This is a genomic window from Paenibacillus spiritus, assembly GCF_008710135.1.
Taxonomy (GTDB): domain Bacteria; phylum Bacillota; class Bacilli; order Paenibacillales; family Paenibacillaceae; genus Paenibacillus_AQ; species Paenibacillus_AQ glufosinatiresistens.
Window position 1 is genome coordinate 504755 of the sequence record NZ_VYKK01000004.1, and the last position, 17427, is coordinate 522181.

The 17427-nt window shown below is 59.8% G+C and carries 14 protein-coding genes; 1 reads left to right on the plus strand and 13 read right to left on the minus strand.

What is annotated here, in order from left to right:
• Positions 1 to 13 precede the first annotated feature (13 nt).
• The 12 genes from F4V43_RS04095 to gpr all read right to left on the minus strand — a co-directional run bounded on the left by F4V43_RS04095 (position 14) and on the right by gpr (position 15528).
• On the minus strand, positions 14 to 370 hold the full coding sequence (locus F4V43_RS04095; protein WP_150456961.1) for a hypothetical protein: 357 nt from the start codon (positions 368 to 370) through the stop codon (positions 14 to 16).
• A 202-nt stretch (positions 371 to 572) separates the two neighbouring features.
• Positions 573 to 1691 (minus strand): molecular chaperone DnaJ, encoded by a 1119-nt coding sequence (gene dnaJ, locus F4V43_RS04100; RefSeq protein WP_150456962.1) that lies wholly within the window; start codon positions 1689 to 1691, stop codon positions 573 to 575.
• A 149-nt stretch (positions 1692 to 1840) separates the two neighbouring features.
• Positions 1841 to 3679, minus strand: coding sequence for a molecular chaperone DnaK (dnaK, locus tag F4V43_RS04105; RefSeq protein WP_150456963.1), 1839 nt, complete (start codon positions 3677 to 3679; stop codon positions 1841 to 1843).
• Positions 3680 to 3924: 245 nt separating this feature from the next.
• Positions 3925 to 4524, minus strand: a complete 600-nt coding sequence (grpE, locus tag F4V43_RS04110) for a nucleotide exchange factor GrpE (RefSeq protein ID WP_411898442.1) — start codon at positions 4522 to 4524, stop codon at positions 3925 to 3927.
• A gap of 52 nt (positions 4525 to 4576) precedes the next feature.
• Positions 4577 to 5608 carry a heat-inducible transcriptional repressor HrcA gene (gene hrcA, locus F4V43_RS04115; RefSeq protein ID WP_150456964.1) on the minus strand — a complete coding sequence of 344 codons (1032 nt, stop codon included), beginning with the start codon at positions 5606 to 5608 and terminating at the stop codon, positions 4577 to 4579.
• Between the two features lie 240 nt (positions 5609 to 5848).
• A complete protein-coding gene (locus F4V43_RS04120; protein ID WP_150456965.1) occupies positions 5849 to 8503 on the minus strand; it encodes a cation-translocating P-type ATPase in 2655 nt (884 codons plus the stop codon).
• Between the two features lie 248 nt (positions 8504 to 8751).
• Positions 8752 to 9249: an N-acetyltransferase gene (locus F4V43_RS04125; protein WP_223879765.1), complete on the minus strand. Its 498-nt coding sequence runs from the start codon at positions 9247 to 9249 to the stop codon at positions 8752 to 8754.
• A gap of 76 nt (positions 9250 to 9325) precedes the next feature.
• Positions 9326 to 10513, minus strand: coding sequence for a radical SAM family heme chaperone HemW (gene hemW, locus F4V43_RS04130; protein WP_150456966.1), 1188 nt, complete (start codon positions 10511 to 10513; stop codon positions 9326 to 9328).
• Positions 10514 to 10603: 90 nt separating this feature from the next.
• A complete protein-coding gene (gene lepA / locus F4V43_RS04135) occupies positions 10604 to 12418 on the minus strand; it encodes a translation elongation factor 4 (protein ID WP_150456967.1) in 1815 nt (604 codons plus the stop codon).
• 85 nt (positions 12419 to 12503) lie between these two features.
• On the minus strand, positions 12504 to 13046 hold the full coding sequence (locus F4V43_RS04140) for a hypothetical protein (RefSeq protein ID WP_150456968.1): 543 nt from the start codon (positions 13044 to 13046) through the stop codon (positions 12504 to 12506).
• A gap of 20 nt (positions 13047 to 13066) precedes the next feature.
• Complete coding sequence (locus F4V43_RS04145; RefSeq protein ID WP_150456969.1) at positions 13067 to 14341, minus strand: stage II sporulation protein P; 1275 nt, start codon at positions 14339 to 14341, stop codon at positions 13067 to 13069.
• A 182-nt stretch (positions 14342 to 14523) separates the two neighbouring features.
• Positions 14524 to 15528, minus strand: coding sequence for a GPR endopeptidase (gpr, locus tag F4V43_RS04150; protein WP_150456970.1), 1005 nt, complete (start codon positions 15526 to 15528; stop codon positions 14524 to 14526).
• A 200-nt stretch (positions 15529 to 15728) separates the two neighbouring features.
• Between gpr and rpsT the strand changes: the two genes are divergently transcribed.
• Positions 15729 to 16001: a 30S ribosomal protein S20 gene (rpsT, locus tag F4V43_RS04155; protein WP_150456971.1), complete on the plus strand. Its 273-nt coding sequence runs from the start codon at positions 15729 to 15731 to the stop codon at positions 15999 to 16001.
• A gap of 135 nt (positions 16002 to 16136) precedes the next feature.
• On the opposite strand, the gene holA is transcribed toward rpsT, so the two are convergent.
• Positions 16137 to 17174, minus strand: coding sequence for a DNA polymerase III subunit delta (gene holA / locus F4V43_RS04160; protein WP_150456972.1), 1038 nt, complete (start codon positions 17172 to 17174; stop codon positions 16137 to 16139).
• Positions 17175 to 17427: the final 253 nt, after the last annotated feature.

Genomic DNA, 17427 nt, shown 5'->3' on the forward strand with positions numbered 1-17427 from the left:
TGTCTGCGCCTGACTAGATCATTCCGCCGGCTTCCTCAATGATGGACAGCGCCTGGTGAAAAGTCGATTCGTCGATAACGACGGTCAAAAGAACATTCCGTCCGGTCGGCCCGCCGGCCCCGCCGTCGCTCATCCCGCTGGCGCTGGGATCGGCCGCCGCCATAACGCCGGCGTCCACTTGACCCGTGGCTGCGGTCCCAAGCGTGGTGATCTGCCCATTGGCGGGGATATAAGCATCATTGAAGCCGCCGCTGTAGCGGCTGAAAGTATCGATGGACATATCGACTACGCGCATGGACTGGAGCTTGCGGGAGACGCTCTCCGCCTCTTCGGGACTTTTGAAATATGCCAATATGCTTTTCTCGGCCATCCTGTATAACGCGTCCTCTCTGAATAAGACTCGGCTCTAGGCCTGACTCCCTCCTAGCGTGCGCATGAGACCGGCAATTTATCCGCAACGCCTGCCCGGGCCGGATCGCCTTCCCCCGAAATGCCCCCAAAAAAACAGCCTCTCCCTAAGGAGAGGCTGCGAGTCCGATTCATACAGGCTTTGCTTATGGCCCTTCCGTCCGTCAATCGCCGCGGAATGCCCGCTTCATCCGGTCAAAGAAAGACTGCTCCTGTTCATGCGTCTCTTCGCCGTTGAGCGAGGCGAACTGGCGCAGAAGGTCCTTCTGCTCGTCGCTCAGCCGGCTAGGCGTTACGACGACCACGCGGACATGCTGGTCGCCGCTGCCGGTTCCGCGCAGGCGCGGAACGCCCTTGCCTTTGAGTCGGAAGAACGTGCCCGTCTGGGTGCCTGCCGGTATCTTAAGCTTGACCTTCTCGGTCAGCGTCGGAATCTCAATCTCGTCGCCGAGCGCCGCCTGGGCGAACGTCAGCGGCACTTCGCAGAGAATGTCGTCGTTCTCGCGCACGAAGAAATCATGCGGCTTTACCCGGATAATAATGTACAGATCGCCGGAAGGGCCGCCGCGCAGGCCGCCTTCGCCTTCGCCGCTCATGCGGAGCTGGGCGCCGTCGTCGACACCCGCCGGAATCCGCACATGGATTTTACGCTGCTTCTTGACCTTCCCCGCTCCGCCGCAGGTGTGGCACTTCTCCTTGATGATCTTGCCGGTGCCGCCGCAGTTGGAGCAGGAACGGCGGTTGACCATCCGACCCAGCGGCGTGTTCTGTACAACCTCCTGCTGGCCGCTGCCGTGGCAGACGCCGCAGACCTGCGGCTTCGTTCCCGGCTTGGCGCCGGTGCCGAAGCAGGTATCGCAGTCCTCGGTCCGCGGAATGGTAATATCGGTTTCTTTGCCGAAGACCGCTTCCTTGAACTCGATCGTCATCGTATACTGCAGATCGTTGCCCCGCTGCGGAGCATTCGGATCGCGCCGGCCGCCGCCGCCGAAGAACATATCGAAGATATCGCCGAGACCGCCAAAATCGCCGCCGCCGAAGCCGCCGCCCATTCCCTGGTTCGGATCGATGTGCCCGTACTGGTCGTAACGGGCCCGCTGCTGTCCGTCGCTGAGGACATCATAGGCTTCCTTGACTTCCTTGAACTTGGCCTCGGCGTCCGGCGCTTTGTTCACGTCCGGATGGTACTGGCGCGCCAGCTTCCGGTAGGCCTTCTTGATTTCGTCGTCCGAAGCGCCTTTGTCTATGCCCAGCACCTCATAGTAATCCCTCTTGTCCGCCATCGGTCCTCACCTCCGTTTCCCCTTGCATTCTGTTCAACCTGTGCACTTTGCCTGCAATCAAGCAAAAACGGCTGCACCGTCCCGGTAAGGGACGGCAACCGTTTTGTCGAAATCGGCCTACGCTCCGCGCCCTGGCGCGTCCGGTCGGCTTATTTCTTGTCTTGGTCGTCCACGACTTCGTAGTCGGCGTCGACGACATTGTCTTTCTTCGCTCCGGCCTCGCCTGCCGCTTCGGCTCCAGCGCCTTCGGCCTGGGCTGCCTGCTCATACAGCTTCACAGAGAGCTGCTGTACCACTTCGGTCAGCGCTTCGACCGCTGCGTTGATCTCTTCCAGATTGTCGGTTCCTGCGGCTTCCTTCAGCTTATCCTTCGCGGCATTGGCCTTCTCGACTTCGGAAGCATCGGCCTTGTCGCCGAGGTCCTTGATCAGCTTCTCGGTGGAGTAGATGAGCTGGTCGGCGTTGTTCTTCGCTTCCACCAGTTCCTTGCGCTTGCGGTCTTCTTCCGCATGCAGCTCGGCATCCTTCATCATCTGTTCCACTTCGGCGTCGCTCAGGCCGCTGGAAGACGTAATCGTAATCTTCTGGCTCTTGCCGGTTCCCTTATCGGTAGCCGATACGTTGACAATCCCGTTGGCATCGATGTCAAAGGTAACTTCGATCTGCGGTACGCCGCGCGGTGCCGGCGGAATGTCGTTCAGCATGAATTTGCCCAGCGTCTTGTTGCCGCTTGCCATCTGGCGTTCGCCCTGCAGGACGTGGATTTCCACGCTCGGCTGGTTGTCGGCAAAGGTGGAGAACACCTGCGACTTGCTGGTCGGAATCGTTGTGTTGCGCTCAATCATCTTCGTGAACACGCCGCCTGCGGTCTCAATGCCCAGGGACAGCGGCGTTACGTCGAGCAGCACGACGTCTTTGACGTCGCCTGTCAGCACGCCAGCCTGAACGGCAGCGCCCAGAGCAACCACTTCGTCCGGGTTAACGCCCTTGTGCGGCTCTTTGCCCGTCAGGCGTTTGATCGCTTCCTGAACAGCCGGAATACGGGTCGATCCGCCGACCAGCACGATGCGGTCGAGATCGGCCGGGGTCATGCCGGCATCGGTGAGCGCCTGGCGTGTCGGTCCGAGTGTGCGTTCTACCAGATCGGCGGTCAGCTCATCGAATTTCGCGCGGGTCAGGTTGACTTCCAAGTGCTGCGGCACGCCGTCGACCACGGTGATGAACGGCAGCGATACCGTAGTGGTCAGCACGCCGGACAGTTCTTTCTTCGCCTTCTCGGCGGCATCCTTCAGGCGCTGTACAGCCGCCTTGTCTTTGCCCAGGTCAATGCCCTGTTCCTTCTTGAACTCGGCAACCAGGTAATCGATGATCTTCTGGTCGAAGTCGTCGCCGCCGAGGCGGTTGTCGCCGCTGGTCGCTTTAACTTCAAAGAAGCCGTCGCCCAGTTCCAGAATGGAGACGTCAAAGGTGCCGCCGCCCAGGTCATAGACGAGGATCGTCTGATCTTCGGCTTTTTCCAGGCCGTAGGCCAGGGCCGCAGCCGTCGGTTCGTTCACGATGCGCAGCACTTCGAGACCGGCAATCTTGCCGGCGTCCTTGGTCGCTTGACGCTGGGCGTCGTTGAAGTAGGCCGGTACCGTGATAACCGCCTGCGTCACCGTCTGGCCGAGGTAAGCTTCGGCGTCGGATTTCAGCTTCTGCAGAATCATAGCGGAAATTTCCTGAGGAGAATATTCCTTGCCGTCGATGTTCTCTTTGTGGTTCGTGCCCATGTGGCGCTTGATCGAAATGATCGTGCGGTCCGGGTTCGTGATCGCCTGGCGCTTCGCCGTCTCGCCGACGATGCGTTCGCCGTCCTTCTTGAAGCCTACAACCGAAGGAGTCGTGCGCGCGCCTTCCGGGTTAGGGATAACGACGGCTTCGCCGCCTTCCATTACAGCCACGCAGGAGTTGGTGGTTCCCAAGTCAATGCCGATAACTTTGCTCACTGTGATTGCCTCCTAAAAGTTTTTACGGAGCTTATGCTTCCTGAATTTACTTCGCAGTAAAAACTGCTTCGAAAGCATAGACCAAGTTTTTACGGAGCTATGCTTCCTGTATTTACTTCGCAGTAAAAACTGCTTCGGAAGCATAAACCAAGTTTTTACGGAGCTTATGCTTCCTGAATGTACTTCGCAGTAAAAACTGCTTCGAAAGCATAAACCAAGTTTTTACGGAGCCTATGCCCAAGCCCTTAAACGCTGACTTTGACCATGGCCGGACGAAGCACTTTATCCTTCAGCAGGTAGCCCTTCTGGACTTCCTCCGTTACGATGCCTTCTTCATGCTCCTCGCTCTCCACCTGCATAATCGCCTGGTGGAATTCCGGGTTGAACGGTTGTCCTGCCGCTTCCATCACGGTCAGGCCTTCCGACTTCAACACGCCGTCCAGTTGACGGAAAATCATGTTCACGCCCTTGGCGAACGCTTCGGACTCACTTCCGGCCGGCGCTGTCGCAAGCGCCCGTTCAAAGTTGTCCAGAACGGGAAGCAGCTCGGTCACGAGCTTGGCCGTTGCGTACTGGGCCAGCTCTTCCTTCTCTTTCTGCGTGCGCCGGCGGAAATTATCATAGTCGGCCTGCACCCGCAGCAGACGGCCCTGGCTCTCCTCCACCAGCGCCTGAAGGCGCCGGCTCTCTTCCGAAGCTGCATTCGCAGCCGCCGGTTCGGCTTCAGAAGCCGCTTCTGCCGTCTCTATCGCTTCGGCCTGATCGGCCGCCGTTTCCTCATTCACAGCGGCATTGCCTTCCATTTCTCCGGCAACGCCTGTCTCTTGAACCTGTTCCTCTTTCAAGTCTGTTCACCTCCTTAGAATGCGTCACCGCTGTCTATCAGACACACTAAACTCACTTATACCAGTGTGCCAGCATCGCTGTCAAATTTTGCGAGAGTGCGTTCATAATGCCCATCACGCGGGCGTACTCCATCCGGGTCGGCCCCAGGATGCCGATGCTGCCCACCGCCTGGCCGTCCAGCGAATACGTGGCGGTAATCAGGCTGCAATTGGCAAAAGCCTCATGGTCGTTCTCGGTGCCGATCCGCACCTGAATGCCGGAGTTCGCCGGCGCCGGGGTCAGAAGCTTCAGCAGCGTCGGCCGCTCTTCCAGAAGGTCGAGAATATCCTTGACCTTGTCGACATCCTTGAATTCGGGCTGGGTCAGCATATTGGTCGTGCCGCTCAGGTATACGCGCTGCTCGCTATCGTTGTCCAGCGCCGCATCCAGCATGCCCATCAGCTCTTCGTAATGCGTAATATGCCGCTGCATCTCTTCGGCCAGCTCGTTGTAGAGCCGGGTCTTCAGCTTATAAAGAGGAACCCCGACGAGCCGGCGGTTCAGCATATTGACCATCTTCTCCATCTCGGAGAGCGAGATTTCCGGAGGAACGCTGACCGTCCGGTTCTCGACCTGCCCGGTGCTGGTTACAATGATCGCCACCGCCGTCCGGTCATCCAGAGGCAGCAGCTGGAAATGGCGCAGAGAAGTATGAAAAACCTCCGGTCCCAGCAGGATGGAAGTGTAGTTCGTCATATTGGACAGAATCAGAGCCGCGTGCTGGATCACCTGTTCCGTTTCGTTCAGCTTCTCGGCAAAAAAAGACCGGATCGTTCCGGCTTCGTCCAGCTCCGCCGCGCTTCCGGGAACGAGATGATCGACATAATAGCGGTAGCCCTTGTGCGAAGGAATCCGGCCCGCCGACGTATGCGGCTGCTCCAGATATCCGAGCTCTTCCAGGTCCGCCATTTCATTGCGGATAGTAGCGGGACTGTATCCGACATCTCCGCGTTTGGAGATGCTTCGCGACCCTACCGGCTCGGCCGAACGAATATAGTCGTCAACAATCGCATTCAGTATCATTCTCTGACGTTCGGTTAACATTAGCATTCCCTCCCGGCGGTTGTCGTTATCCATTTCGTTAGCACTCATCGAAGACGAGTGCTAACCGCTACTACAAAAATACCAAATTCCAGGCTGCATTGTCAAGCGCAGACACGAATGCAGCACGGGAATTCGGCGTATAATTGCGCGGGTCTTTCGGACAGGGCGAAGCCCTCCTTCTTCGGGGAAGGGAGGGGCTTCCAACGTCCGCAGCTACCGACGGTTCTTCAGCCGCATCTTCTAGGAAGAGGCTGATTCTTCGCGCCGGAACCGGAAGAGCTTGACCAGCTCCATCAGCACAACGGCGCCGAGCGCGAGTCCGGCTGCGGGCAGCCAGTGCTCCATGGCGAAGTCACCGGGAATCGAGAAGAACCGGCGGATGCCCGGCAGTACCGTCAAGCCGTACAGCAGCAGGCAGACGGCAACCGCGCCCAGCACATACTTATTGGCCAGAAATCCGGCCTGTACAGACGTCTGCGAATTGGACCGGGCGGCGAACGTCTGCAGCGTGCGCGCCAGAATCAGCGTGGTGAACGCCATGGCGACGCTGATCTCGGATGAATAGCCGAGTCCGATCGCCTGGGAAGCAATGACGGCTGCACCGATTAAGAGACCGCGGATCAGCACGACGCGCAGCGTCCCTCCGGCGAACAGCCCTTCCTTGATATCACGCGGCCGGCGGTTCATAACGTCGGGCTCCGCTTTCTCCAGGCCCAGCGCAATCGCGGGCAGCGAATCGTTCACGAGATTGATGAAGAGAAGCTGAATGGCCGTGAACGGGTTGATCCAGTCCATCAGAAGCGCGAAGAGGATGGCGAGGATCGCGCCGAGATTGCCGGCGAAGAGGTAGGCGATCGCCTTTTTGATATTGTCAAAAACAGTCCGCCCCACGCTTACCGCCTGGACGATTGAGACAAAGTTGTCGTCCGCCAGAATCATCGCGGCCGCATCCTTGGCGACATCGGTGCCGCTGCCCATGGCCACGCCGATGTCGGCCTGCTTCAGCGCCGGAGCATCGTTGACGCCGTCGCCGGTCATGGCCGTTATCTTGCCTTTGCGCTGCCAGGCGCGGACGATCCGGATCTTGTTCTCCGGCGATACGCGGGCGTAGACGCCGATGGATTCCAGCTTCCGGTCCAGTTCTTCGTCGCTCATCGCGTCCAGCTCCTGGCCCGTTACGGCAATTTCCCCCTCGCCCATCAGACCGATGTCGCGTCCGATCGCCTGGGCGGTCGTCTTATGGTCGCCGGTTATCATGATCGTCCGGATGCCCGCGCGGTTCGCCTCTTCGATTGAACCGTAGACCTCTTCGCGGGGCGGGTCGATCATGGCTGTCAGTCCGACCAGCACTAGGCCCCGCTCATCTTCGGGTCCGACATCCGCGCTGTTGTCTTCGGCCCGCTTGTACGCATAGGCCAGCACCCGGAGCGCCCTCGACGAGAACGCCTCGTTCGCTTCCACGAATCCGCGCCGCAGTTCTTCGGTCAGCGGCGCTTCTTCGCCGTTCAGGAAGACCCGGTCGCAGCGGTTGAACAGCACATCGGGTCCGCCCTTGGTCAGCAGCGTCTTCCTGCCTTCGAATGTATGCACCGTCGTCATCAGCTTGCGGTCGGAATCGAACGGCACCTCGGCCTCGCGGGGGAAGTTCTCCCGAATCTCCCGGTAGTCCCGGTTCCGGCTGTCGCTGAACGCAATCAGCGCCACCTCAGTCGGATCGCCGAGCTGCTTGCCCTCTTCATTGATATGCGAATCATTGCACAGCACGGCGATATGCAGCAGCCGCCGCTCCGCCTCGGACCATTCCTCCTGCTTGTCGGAGAACAGATGATGCCCGGCCTGGGGCAGATAATAATCCACGACCGTCATCTGATTCTGGGTCAGCGTGCCGGTCTTGTCCGTACAGATCACCCCCGCCGAACCGAGCGATTCCACCGCCGGCAGCCGCCGGATGATCGCGTGCCGCTTGGCCATCTTGCTTGTGCCGACCGACAGGACAATGGTCACAATCGAGGACAGGGCTTCCGGGATGGCGGCAACGGCCACCGCCACGGCGAACATCAGCGCGTCCAGGATGGCGGGCATGAGATCGCCGCCGTCCGACGAGAGCCAGACGCGCAGCGCCTGGACGCCGAAGATCACAATGCACAGCAGCAGGATGGCGATGCCGAGCTTTTTGCCGAAATCCTCAAGCTTGCGCTGCAGCGGCGTCTGCTTCGCCTCCGCACTCTCGATCAGTCCGGCGATCTTGCCGATCTCGGTGCCGCTTCCCGTCTCGGTAACGATCAGCCGGCCCCGGCCGTAGACGATCAGCGAACCGCTGAAGACCAGATTGCGCCGGTCGCCGAGCGGCACCTCCTCCGCAATCGGTTCAACGATCTTGTCGACCGGCTCGGATTCTCCCGTCAGCATCCCCTCTTCGACGCGCAGGCTCTCCGCTTCCAGCAGCCGTCCGTCCGCGGGCACGTAGTCCCCGGCTTCCAGAAGCACAACATCGCCCCGCGCCAGCTCCCGGGCGGGAAGCCGCAGCGTCTCTCCGCCGCGTCTCACCTTGGCTTCCGGCGCGGCCATCTTCCGGAGCGCATCCAGCGAACTCTCGGCCTTCAAGGTCTGCACGACGCTGATGACCGCGTTCAGCACCAGCACGCCTGCGATGATCAGTGATTCGGCCGCATGCCCAAGCGCGATCTGCACGCCGGCTGCAACCAGCAGCACGATGACGAGCGGATCGCGGAAGTTCTCCGCGAACAGCTTCCATACCGGAACCCGGCTCGCCCCCTTGAGTTCGTTATATCCCTGTTCTTCCAGCCTCCGCTGCGCCTCATCGCTGCTGAGACCCTGGTCGGCGCTGCCGAGCGCCTCCAGCACCTCGGCGGATGTACGGCGGTAATATTCCATCTGACGCACGCACCTTTCCGTAGATTCTCCCTGGCTTAACGCATGTTGACCCTATTCTGTCCACCCTCTTTATTATTACCCGCCCGGCTCAACATGATCTTCTCTGCGGCGCACCGGCTGAATGGATGCGAACAAAGCCCTCTTCCGGTATCCACGGAAGAGGGCTTTGGCGAACATATGACATAGACCGACCGGCACCAGGCGGCAGAGCGCCGGACCGGACGGCTCACGAATTCTCGGGAATTTCGCTAGGACAACAGCTTCAGCACAGCGATTTCATCGCAGGCATGCTGCTTCGGACAGTTGACGCAATCGGTCCAGACCTTTTCGGGGAATATCTCTTTATCCACGACCCGGAATCCGTTCTTCAGGAAGAAGCTTACGGCGTAGGTGAGAGCCATAATCTTCGGGATGCCCTGCTTGCGGGCTTCCTCGGTCAATTTCTCCACGATCAGGGAGCCGATTCCAAGTCCTTTGCATTCTTCGCGCAGACCCAGCGAGCGAATCTCGACCAGATCGCTGCCCAGACGGCAGAGCGAACCGCAGCCGACCACCTTCCCGTTCACCTCGGCAACGACGAAGTGACGGAGCTGGCGCCTGAGAGCTTCCCGGGATCTGGGCAGCATAATTCCGCGCTGCGCATATTCCTCGATCATCAGGTACAGCGGCTCGATATCCTCCACGGTTGCATTGCGGCATACCGCGGCGTTCGGGACAGTTGGCAGCGTCTTGGGCTTTGCAAGCACTTGTCTTCACTCCCTCGTCAAATACTATGAATAAATATACATCACAGTGTATGACAATTCAAGCGGTAATTCAAAATTAAATCTCTTCAACCGTCCCGACGAACTCGCCGAATACGTCGTTGCCGAACAGAATTCCCTTGCTGCTGAGCCGGTAGGTGCCCCCTTCGCGCTCCAGCAGCCCGGCGCTTACCAGCTTATGCAGCTGCGGGCCAAAAATATCCTCCACCGGCCGCCCGAACTGCGCTTGGAAGTCCTCGCCGCAAATCCCGTCCAGCATACGCAGCCCGACCATCATGAAATCCTCCATCGCTTCAGCTTCCGGTACGGCATGCGTCTCCAGCCGCGGCAGCCCCGAGCGGCAGGCTTCATTGTACGGATTGACTCCCTTGATGTTGACATGCCGCAGACGCTTCGCATAGCCGTGCGCTCCCGCACCGAGTCCGTAATAATCGCGGTTGCGCCAATAGGCAATGTTGTGGCGGCTCTCCTTGCCCGGCTTGGCAAAATTGCTGATTTCGTACTGCTTGTATCCGGCCGCGGCCATCTCTTCCATCAGGAGCTGATACATCCGCAGCTCGTCCTCTTCATTGGGCAGCGGCAGCTGGTTCTTGTTGAACAGGGTGTGGAACAGCGTATTCTCTTCCACCTTCAGACTGTAGATGGAGTAATGGGGCAGATCCAGCGCCAGCGCCCGGCGGACGCTCTCGGCCAGCATATCGACCGTCTGGTTCGGCAGGCCGAACATGAGGTCGATCGAGAGATTGTTCAGACCCGCCGCCCGGGCATTCTCCAAGCTGCGGTAGACATCGTCGGTATTGTGAATCCGCCCGATTCCGCCCAGCAGATCGTTCTGGAAGGCCTGCACGCCGAAGCTGACGCGGTTGACGCCCCCCTCCTTCATCACGGCCAGCTTGTCCGGATCGGTCGTTCCCGGGTTCGCTTCCATCGAGAACTCGATATCTTCGGCCCAGTCCGGAAAATGCCTGCGGACACTCGCCAGGAAGAACGCCATCTCGTCGGGCTTCAGCACCGTCGGCGTACCGCCGCCGACAAAGATGCTGCGGATCGTCCCCGGCGGGTTGTCCCGGACCGTCAGCTCCATCTCGCGGTCCAGCGCCCGCAAATAGTCCATGACCGGCTGATCCTTCAGCACATAGGAATTAAAATCACAATAGAAGCATTTATTCGTGCAGAACGGAATATGAATATAGACCGCTTCCGGCGGGGAGCCGGCGGGCCGTTGCGTTTGGCTTACGGAATTCATGGGATTCCCTCCTTCGGGATTATCGGTGGTGGTCTTTCTGCCAAAAAGAAAAAGGAAGCCTGACGGCTTCCTCGTGCCTGCGGCGCTCAGCTATTCGTCGATCTTCAGAACCGCCATAAAGGCTTCCTGCGGCACCTCGACGCTGCCGACCTGCTTCATCCGCTTCTTGCCTTCCTTCTGCTTCTCCAGCAGCTTCCGCTTACGCGAGATATCGCCGCCGTAGCACTTGGCAAGCACGTTCTTGCGCATGGCCTTGACGGTCTCGCGGGCGACTACCTTCGTGCCGACGGATGCCTGGATCGGCACCTCGAACATCTGGCGCGGGATAATGCCGCGCAGCTTCTCGCAGATAATCCGGCCCCGGTTATAGGCCCGGTCGCGGTGAACGATGAACGACAGCGCATCCACCTGCTCGCCGTTCAGCAGAATGTCCATCTTCACCAGATTGGACTGGCGGTATCCGGAGATTTCGTAGTCGAACGAAGCATAACCCTTCGTTCCCGATTTCAGCTGGTCGAAGAAGTCGTAGACGATCTCCGACAGCGGGATCTGATACGTAATGGTAACGCGCGTCGTGTCCAGGTACTCCATATTGACGAATTCGCCGCGCTTGTTCTGGCACAGCTCCATGACCGTTCCGACATAGTCGTTCGGGACGATGATCGCGGCTTTCACAAAAGGCTCTTCGACATAGTCGATCTTGCCGACTTCCGGGTAGTTCGACGGGTTGTCGATCTGAAGCTCTTCCCCGTTCGTCAGCTTGATGCGGTAGATTACGCTCGGCGCGGTCGTAATCAGCGGAATATTGAACTCGCGCTCGATCCGCTCCTGGATAATCTCCATATGCAGCAGGCCGAGGAAGCCGCAGCGGAAGCCGAAGCCGAGCGCGCTCGACGTCTCCGGCTCGAAGCTAAGGGAAGCGTCGTTGAGCTGGAGCTTCTCCAGCGCTTCGCGCAGGTCGTTGTAATCGGAAGTCTCGATCGGGTACAGGCCGCAGTAGACCATCGGATTGATCTTCCGGTAACCCGGAAGCGGCTCGGGTGCCGGAGTTTTGGCGTCCGTAACCGTATCGCCGACCCGGGTATCGCCCACATGCTTGATGCCGGCCACAATGAAGCCGACGTCTCCGGGAAGCAGCTCTTCCACAATGCTCATTCTCGGCATGAACGCTCCGACTTCGATAACCTCGAACGACTTGTCGGTCGCCATCATCTTGATCTTCGAACCCGCGCGGATGCTGCCGTCCACCACCCGGACGTAGACGATAACGCCCTTGTACGGATCATAGTGGGAGTCGAAGATCAGCGCTTTGAGCGGGTTGTCCATGCTTCCGCTCGGAGGCGGAACCTGCTTGACGACCTGCTCCAGAATCTCCTTAATGCCGATGCCCGCTTTGGCCGAAGCCAGAACCGCTTCGCTCGCATCAAGGCCGATGACATCCTCGATCTCCTGCTTCACCCGTTCGGGATCGGCGCTCGGCAGATCGATCTTGTTGATAACCGGCAGAATCTCCAGGTTGTTGTCCAGCGCCAGATACACGTTGGCGAGCGTCTGGGCTTCAATCCCCTGGGCGGCATCGACAACGAGCAGCGCGCCTTCGCAGGCGGCAAGGCTCCGCGATACTTCGTACGTGAAGTCCACATGTCCCGGGGTATCGATCAGGTTTAGCAGATACTCCTGCCCGTCATCGGCCTTGTAACCGAGCCGGACGGCCTGCAGCTTGATCGTAATCCCCCGTTCGCGTTCCAGATCCATCTGGTCCAGCACCTGCTCCTGCATCTCACGGGAGCTGAGGGCGCCCGTATATTCCAGAATCCGGTCGGCCAGCGTCGATTTGCCATGGTCTATATGTGCGATAATCGAGAAATTGCGGATTTGTTGTTGTCTCTTCTGAACGTCAGTCATTCCTTACCCCCACAGACAGCCTGTTGTTAATCCCCTTATTATATCAGCAGAGCCTGCGCCCAGCAATCCCGAAGGGCGGGAGCCGTCATTCTCCGGAGTCGAACAGGGATACAATCCAGCGGATGCCCGCGCGCGAGGCGTCCTGAAGCAGTCCGGCCGTCTTGTCGGCCAGCACATCGACCGGCGGCTCCGGCGCTTCCGGCACGAGAATCTGGCCGGGGGTCAGCGCCGCTTCCTTCCCGGAAGGCAGTCCGCCGCCTCCGGGGTCCGGCAGCACGGTCTGCCCGCCGGAGGACTTGGCACTCTCCGGCGAAACGGCCGTTCCCGCGCCGGAGCTTCCGGTCCCGGCTGCGGCTGTTCCCGCGGCCCCGGCACTTCCGGACGGCAGAAGCGTTACCGGAATGTACAGGTAGCCGCCCCCGCCGTCCGGCTCGACCCGGTAGCCGGTCACGGCCCCGGTTCCGGCCGCCGGGGCTGCGGCGGCCGGTTGATTCCCGGCGGGCAGCACGCGGTAGCCCGGCACCGGGGAAGAGACGGCGGCTTTCCCGCCGCCGAACTGCATGCCCACCAGAACGCCGATCCCGATCCACAGGCCGAGTACGGCGATTTTTTTGCCAGCCCGGTTCATATCCGTTCCTCCCTCTTCTTCTAATTGGCGGGTGCATCCGCCTTCTGGGCCTCATGGCCGCTCCAGTAGACATCGGCAATGGCTTCGCCCAGCGCGTCTGCCGTCCGCTTCAGTTCTTCCTTCGTACTGTCAACGCCGCCGATCTCGATCAGCACGCTGTTGGGAGACAGCGACTGATTGTACTCGCCGTTGCCCTGCGCCGAAGTCTTTCCCCAGATGCCGCGCGAAATTCCGGGATACTGCTTCTCCAGCCGCTGATGAATCGCGTTGGCGAACGCTTCATTCTTCTTCCAGTCCTTGTTCTCGTGGCCGAGAATGAAGTAGATCTGCGCATAGGACTGCCCGCCGATTACCGTTGTCGTCTTGTCGTGGCGCTGGGAGTCCCGGTGAATGTCGATCATCTCGTCCAGCTCGCCGTTGGCCGCCATCGCCGATTTGACCGTCATCCGGGAGTATTTATAGGAGAAATTCCAATTGTAGTCCGGCATCGTAGAGGCATAATCCTGCGTGGAATGCAGCGTGCCGATGCCTCTCTTCTCCAGGACGGAGGCGACATAGGAGCCGACCAGCATGACATTCCGGTCGGGATCGGCCGAGCTTGGATTGTCGCTTGCCGTTCCGAGCAGCGGATTATAAGACTCTCTTGCATGGGAATGGTAGATGAGCACCCGTTTGATTGCCGGATCGCCTTCGCCGCCGCTTCCGGCGCCGCCTTGGCCCTGGCTGTCCGGGGCGGCTGATTCGGCCGGCTGCCCGGACGGCTCCGGGGACGATGCGGCCGCTGCCGGGTCAGGGGACGATGCAGGGTCAGTCGACGGCGCAGGATCCGGGGCGGCCTGTCCGCCGGTTCCCGGATGATAATCGGCCGGAGCGCCGCCCGCCCCGCCCGAACCCCGGCGAAGCAGCACCGGATCGTCGGCGGCCAGACCCGGAACTTCGCGGGCAATCAGGCTCTTGGGATCGGAAGGATTGATGCTGGTCAGCATCTCCAGCACAAAGGCCGTTACTTTGTTCCCCGACAGCGCCGAACCCTCTTTCGCCTTCGGGAGATGCGCCACCTCCATGCCGAGCATCTCCTTGAAGAACCCGCCGGACAGCGAAGCGGCCAGACCCTGCATCGACGGCAGGGGGGACGGGTTCAGCTTGTGCCCGGCCGCTCCTCCCGCACCCAGCAGAACGAAGAAGAGCAGGGAGCCCGCCGAGAGCAGCAGCAGCGTCCGTCCCAAAGCCAGCATGTCCAGGAAGCGGCTGCGCAGCCGCGCCAGGTTCCAGAGTTGAAACCAGTGTCTGTTCATTATCGTTATGTCCTCCTTGCACCCTCTGTAATCTCTTATACTCCCAATCTATGAGGAAGAGGAGAACGATAGAACAGATTCGCCTGCAAAAAGAGACAGGCCGTCATCCCGAAATGTCCCCGGAAGTCCGGCCTGTCCTGTACCCGGATTACGCCGCGCCTTCGCCGCAGCGCCGCCTGTGGTCAGTGCGTATACGCCCCGACATTGCCGGGATCGACGGCTTCATGAAGCGCAGCGTTGAGGCCGCTCGCCACGACATTCGCAATATCTTCAATAAACTCGTCAATCTCTTTCGGCGTAACGATGAGGTCATGTCCGAGCGGCTCCAGCACTTCCTTGACCAGCGAGAGCCGTTCCTGCTCGGAGATGTCGTTGAGCAGGCCCATGATCCGCTTCGTGTGCGGCGCTCCCGTTCCGCCGAAATGCGAGCTCATCATCTCCAGCACATTGTTGACGATGGTGGAGGCGTAGCAGACCGTCGGAACGCCAATGGCGATGCACGGAACGCCGAGAACTTCCTTCGTCAGCCCCCGGCGCTTGTTCCCGATGCCCGAGCCGGGATGAATGCCGATGTCGGCAATCTGGATCGTCGTGTTGACCCGTTCCAGCGAACGAGAGGCCAGCGCGTCGATGGCAATAACGGCCGCGGGCTTCGTTCGTTCGACAATCCCCTGGACGATATCGCTGGACTCGATCCCGGTCAGCCCGAGCACGCCGGGCGCAATGGCGCTGACGTTCCGGTAGCCGGGAGAGACCTGATCCGGCACCAGCTCATAGAACTGGCGGGTAATCAAGGCGTTCTCCACGACGAGCGGACCGAGGGAATCGGGCGTCACATTCCAGTTGCCGAGGCCGACGATCAGTACAGGCGCATCCTTGCCGATGCCGATCCGGGCCATGAACTCCTCGAATTCGCGGGCGAACGCCTCGGCGACCTTCTGCTGAAGGCCGGTGTCTCCGGTGCGCAGACCGGGCACTTCCAGCGTCACATAGTTGCCGAGGCTGCGGCCGATCGCCTGCGAACCTGCGGCGGTTGTAACGCTGAGCCGGGTGATGGTAATGCCGTCCGCTTCCTCTACATTCTCGTTAACTCCGGGAATGGTACGGGCTCCGCCCCGGGCCGCCAATTCCCGCGCTTCGATGGCAAGATCCGTGCGAACGCCGTACAGGCTCAAATCAAGCTGCATTCCAGTCAGCCTCCTTGGATTAGGGTTGTTTCTATTGTGCGGGAAGGAAGGAGCATTTATACAGGGGAGGAAAGAAGGGAAGCCGCTGATTTTTCAGGAGATAACCACGGTTTGCTTGTTGCATTTTGGGAAGGCGCATGCTAAACTATTTTAAGTTGTGAGTCACAGAGATTTGTACTGCCTTACAGGAGGTGAATGCAATGCCAAACATTAAATCCGCGGTTAAACGCGTCAAGACGACCGAAAAACGCCGTGCCCTGAACGCTTCCCAGAAGTCTGCGCTTCGTACAGCTGTTAAAGCAGCCGACGTTGCTCTGCAAGGAACGGAAGTAGAAACCGCTCAGGTTGCTTTCCAGGCTGCTTCCAAGAAGCTGGACAAGGCCGTTACTAAAGGTCTGGTTCACAAGAATGCGGCTGCCCGCAAGAAATCCCGCCTGGCGAAGAAACTGAACGCTCTTAAGGCGCAAGCCTAAGAAGCTATCATAATGAACAGATGAAGAACCTGAACGCCTTCCTTCCGGAAAGCGGTCAGGTTTTTTTGTGCTATTCGGGAACAAAAAAAGACCGTCCTGCCGACGGTCCCCTTTTGCGAGGCAGGACATCCTCCTTCAATCCGCAGCGGTTCCCTGCGGAGCCAGCCGCAGAATGAACAGCTCCAGGCCAAGCACCTTATCCACGCCGCCGGTCTTCATCTGATAATCCAGATCCGCCAGCCGGCTTAAGATATCGCGAAGCTGGCCGGCCCCGAACTTGCGGGCCTGCTCGCCCGCCAGCTTCACCGCATAGGGATGAACGCCGATCTGGGAAGCGATCTGGCCTTGGGCATAGCTCTGGGCCGACAGCTCTTTGACTTGGAGTATAATCCGGAACTGCCGCGTAATCAGCGCGGCAATCTTGATCGGTTCCTCCTTCTGCTTCAGCAGCTCGTGGAGCATATCCAGCGCCTGATCCAGCCGGAGCGCGGCAATATGCTCGACGAGCGCAAATACATTCTGCTCCATTCCTTTGGCCACCAGACTCTCGACCGCCGCCGCATCCACCGTTCCGCCGGTTCCCGCGAACAGGCACAGCTTGTCCATCTCGGCCGTCAGCCCCTGAAGCCCGGTCCCGGCGCTTGCAATCAGCGCTTCGGCCGCACCGCTGGCGGCCTGGCAGCCCCGGCTGGCGATGCCCCGCTCCACCCAGCGCAGCAGTTCCTCCGCGCCGAGCGGATTGAACGCCAGCACCGTGCCCGCGGTCTTCATCGTTTTGACAATTTTCTTGCGCTCATCGAGCTTGTCGCTGTTCACTAGGAACACCAGGACGCTGAAGTCGGCCGGCGCATTCAGGTAATCCTGAAGCGCCTCGATCCGGTGGTCCAGCTTGGCGTTCTCCTTGCCTGAGGTGAAGAGGGCCGCATCCCGCACCAGCAGCAGCTTACGGGGGACCATGAACGGCACCGTCTCAGCCTCCTCCACCACCGCCTGGATCGGCGTCTCCGAGAGATCGAACGGAATGACCGCGAAATCCCGGTCTTCCTTGGAAATCAGTTGTTCCTCCAGAAACTGGACGAATTCATTCATACGAAACTTCTCGCTGCCGTACAGGCAGTATACCGGCGATATCCGGCCTTGTCTGATGTCTTTGGCCGCGCTTTTGGCATCCAAACTGCTTCACGTCCTTTGCTTGCCGCACCTCGGGCGGCCACTCTTCTCTATCCAGTGTACCACAAGCCTCCCTCACCGGCACCGTCCCGCCCGCTCCCCCGGACACGCGAAGGAACCCGGACGGAAAGTCCGGGCTCCTTCTATTCTGGACGGATCATCTATATAAACGGGTGCGGGCAGGCTCTAGAAACCGCTCCGCCGCCGGTCATACCAAGGGTTCCCGCGCACTTGACGCCGCCCTGTATGTCCCGTC

Excerpts from the sequence above, each read along its gene's own strand:
- F4V43_RS04095 (WP_150456961.1), bottom strand. The coding sequence starts at position 370 with ATGGCCGAGAAAAGCATATTGGCATATTTCAAAAGTCCCGAAGAGGCG.
- dnaJ (WP_150456962.1), bottom strand. The coding sequence starts at position 1,691 with ATGGCGGACAAGAGGGATTACTATGAGGTGCTGGGCATAGACAAAGGC.
- hrcA (WP_150456964.1), bottom strand. The coding sequence starts at position 5,608 with ATGTTAACCGAACGTCAGAGAATGATACTGAATGCGATTGTTGACGAC.
- F4V43_RS04120 (WP_150456965.1), bottom strand. The coding sequence starts at position 8,503 with ATGGAATATTACCGCCGTACATCCGCCGAGGTGCTGGAGGCGCTCGGC.
- hemW (WP_150456966.1), bottom strand. The coding sequence starts at position 10,513 with ATGAATTCCGTAAGCCAAACGCAACGGCCCGCCGGCTCCCCGCCGGAA.
- lepA (WP_150456967.1), bottom strand. The coding sequence starts at position 12,418 with ATGACTGACGTTCAGAAGAGACAACAACAAATCCGCAATTTCTCGATT.
- F4V43_RS04140 (WP_150456968.1), bottom strand. The coding sequence starts at position 13,046 with ATGAACCGGGCTGGCAAAAAAATCGCCGTACTCGGCCTGTGGATCGGG.
- F4V43_RS04145 (WP_150456969.1), bottom strand. The coding sequence starts at position 14,341 with ATGAACAGACACTGGTTTCAACTCTGGAACCTGGCGCGGCTGCGCAGC.
- gpr (WP_150456970.1), bottom strand. The coding sequence starts at position 15,528 with ATGCAGCTTGATTTGAGCCTGTACGGCGTTCGCACGGATCTTGCCATC.
- rpsT (WP_150456971.1), top strand. The coding sequence starts at position 15,729 with ATGCCAAACATTAAATCCGCGGTTAAACGCGTCAAGACGACCGAAAAA.